Below are 2,617 nucleotides of genomic sequence, written 5' to 3'. Positions count from 1 at the left end.
TTGAAAAAAGTTTGCGTGAAGAGTTTAGTGGAAATTCTTTGTGTTGATTATTTTAATTCAACTTACATAAATTCGGTCCGAATTTACGCAGCCTGAATTAAAATTGCTACAACCTACAACAGCGGTTAGCTAAAACCACAAACGCTTGGTCTTTTTTTGGAAAGTTTCTTAATAATTCAAAAAAATGGTTATATTTGAAATGGTTAGTCTTAAATCTTTGTGGCTTCAGCTAGCCGCAAAACGTTATGTGTAATTTTTGAAAAAAACAGAATAAGACAAGAAACCAATTGAAAAATCGATAATATTATGAGTGAAATTATGCCCGAAATGCAAAATAATGCTAATCAAGCTTTAGCCAACCAAGCTCAAATTGAACAATTTAAATCTCTTTATTATTTGTTTAAAGCGAAAAGAGATACTGATATAAAATTATTCACAGATAATAAACATTTTCGAAGAAGAGATATAGTTGAACTTAACGAATCCATTTATCAAAAATTAAGGCTTTTAAATTTAGTTACTGACACAAATTCTGTAATAGTTTCACTTTCTAGCAAGGAAATTAAATCATTTGGAAATTGGAATGAATTTGTTAACCATAATTGGAATATATCTCCAACTACAAATTACATAACTATTGAATGGGATTTTAACATAATTTTTCCAAATCAAATTAGTGAAGTTCCACAAACTCATACTCTAAGAGTTAGAATTGGAAACGGGTTAAGACCAAACGAAATGTTACAAGTGATTTTTCAAGGTGGAGAAGAAACTGATTTAGAAGAAGCACAATCTCAAGTTGTATGCAAAATAGATTTTGTAAATGCTCAATTATGTAGCGAGCTTCAAATGATTGTTAGTAATTGGTACGATGCTTTACCAAGTAATACAGAAAACCATAAATTAATATTATTTCTATTAAAGTATAAAAATCACATCAAAAGTTTGATATCCTTATTATTTCTAACGGCTTCTTTAATTATTTTAAACTACTCAGTTTCATATTTTTATAAAAACAATGAAATTTTATTAAATAGTATATTAACTAGTTTTTACAAAATAGTAACTCTTAGTGTTTTTGTTATTTATATAGCTATTACTTTTGGGAAAATACTATCCGAAAAAATAATGAATAGTAGTATTTCAAAATTCTCCAAAAACCCAATGTTTGAATTTACAAAAGGAGATGAAAATAAATTATTAGAAATAAACAAGAAAAATAAAAAGTTTCTTAATAAGTTTTTCATAAGTATAATACTTGCTATAGCAACGAACGTAATAGCATATGGTATTGGTAAATTAATTCCAACAATTGCAGAAATAATAAAATAAAACTACACATAACAGCAGTTTGCAAAAATGGCGGGTTTTGGGCTTAATTTAAAGTTGGTTTTGTGCTTGCAAAGTCAGTGTTTAACCGAAAGATAAGGCTTCCTTAATCCGCCACTTCTGCAAGCTGCAAAACGTTAGCCGCAATTATAAAAAAAAAATCCGCAGAAAATGACAACTTTTCCAGTAATAGCTTCAACATTATCAGAAATAGAATTAGCGAATTTTATAAAGGAAAAGTACAAACTAAACGAAGATTTTAATTGCAAATTATTTAGAACTGGAGTAAATCACACTTACTTTATTTCAAATAATGAAACTAAATTTGTTTTTAGAATATACTGTTATAAATGGCGAACAAAAATAGAAATTGAACAAGAATTAGAGCTATTAAATCTACTAAAAGAAAAATCCCTTGCAGTTTCGCATCCAATTTCAGATGTAAATGGAAGCTTAATTCAAGAAATAAATGCTCCTGAAGGAATTCGTTATGCAGTACTTTTTTCGTTTGCTAAAGGCGAAAAAATGCGTTTTATGTCTAATGAAACTTGTTATTCTATTGGTGCGTTAATGGCTAAAATTCATAATATAACCGAAAATAAAAAAATAGACAGGATAAACTATGATTCTGAAATTCTTTTAAATGAATCTTATAATCATCTTACATCATTTTTTTCAGAAGATTTAAACGAAATGAAATTTTTAAAAGAAATTGGTGATAAAATACCAAAAAGAATTAAAGAAAGTAATTTATTAGACAATAAAAACGGAGTAGTTCATTTAGATATTTGGTACGATAATTTGAGCGTAAATAATGAAAATGAAATCACAATTTTTGATTTTGATAATTGTGGAAATGGTTTGTTAATTTTAGATGTTGGTTATTTTTGCAAACAATTATTTTTCATAGAATCTGACAAAAATGAATATGAACGAAAGACTGAAAGTTTTTTAAACGGCTACCAAAAAATAAGAAATTTATCAGAAAAGGAAATTAAATTAATTCCAGAAGTTGGAGCATCAATTTTTGTATTTTATCTTGGTGTACAAGCACAAAGATTTGATTGGTCGAACATCTTTTTTACTGAAAACTATCTCAAAATGTATGTTGGAAGAATTAGAAATTGGATGGAATATTATGAAACAAAAAGAAATAACTGCGGCTAACAGCGGTTACAAGAAATGGCGAGAAAAGTGCTAAATTCACGTTTATTTTCCGCAAGAAATTTTATCTTAGCAGAAAATACGCAGTTCCGAAGTTCGCCACTTCTTGTAGCCGCAAAACGTT

General features: G+C 27.7%; 2 protein-coding genes. Both read left to right on the top strand.

Translation table 11 applies throughout. The features are described 5' to 3' along the window. Positions 1-306: 306 nt before the first annotated feature. Positions 307-1,332, top strand: coding sequence for a hypothetical protein (locus T1L09_RS00030; protein WP_322548905.1), 1,026 nt, complete (start codon positions 307-309; stop codon positions 1,330-1,332). A 168-nt stretch (positions 1,333-1,500) separates the two neighbouring features. After that, a complete protein-coding gene (locus T1L09_RS00025) occupies positions 1,501-2,496 on the top strand; it encodes a phosphotransferase (RefSeq protein ID WP_322548904.1) in 996 nt (331 codons plus the stop codon). Positions 2,497-2,617 lie beyond the last annotated feature (121 nt).

The organism is Flavobacterium psychraquaticum (genome assembly GCF_034497725.1).
In the GTDB taxonomy this organism is placed as follows: Bacteria; Bacteroidota; Bacteroidia; order Flavobacteriales; family Flavobacteriaceae; genus Flavobacterium; species Flavobacterium psychraquaticum.
Note: the sequence above shows the minus strand (reverse complement) of the source record. Positions and strands in the feature narration are given on the sequence as shown.

Excerpts from the sequence above, each read along its gene's own strand:
- T1L09_RS00030 (WP_322548905.1), top strand. The coding sequence starts at position 307 with ATGAGTGAAATTATGCCCGAAATGCAAAATAATGCTAATCAAGCTTTA.
- T1L09_RS00025 (WP_322548904.1), top strand. The coding sequence starts at position 1,501 with ATGACAACTTTTCCAGTAATAGCTTCAACATTATCAGAAATAGAATTA.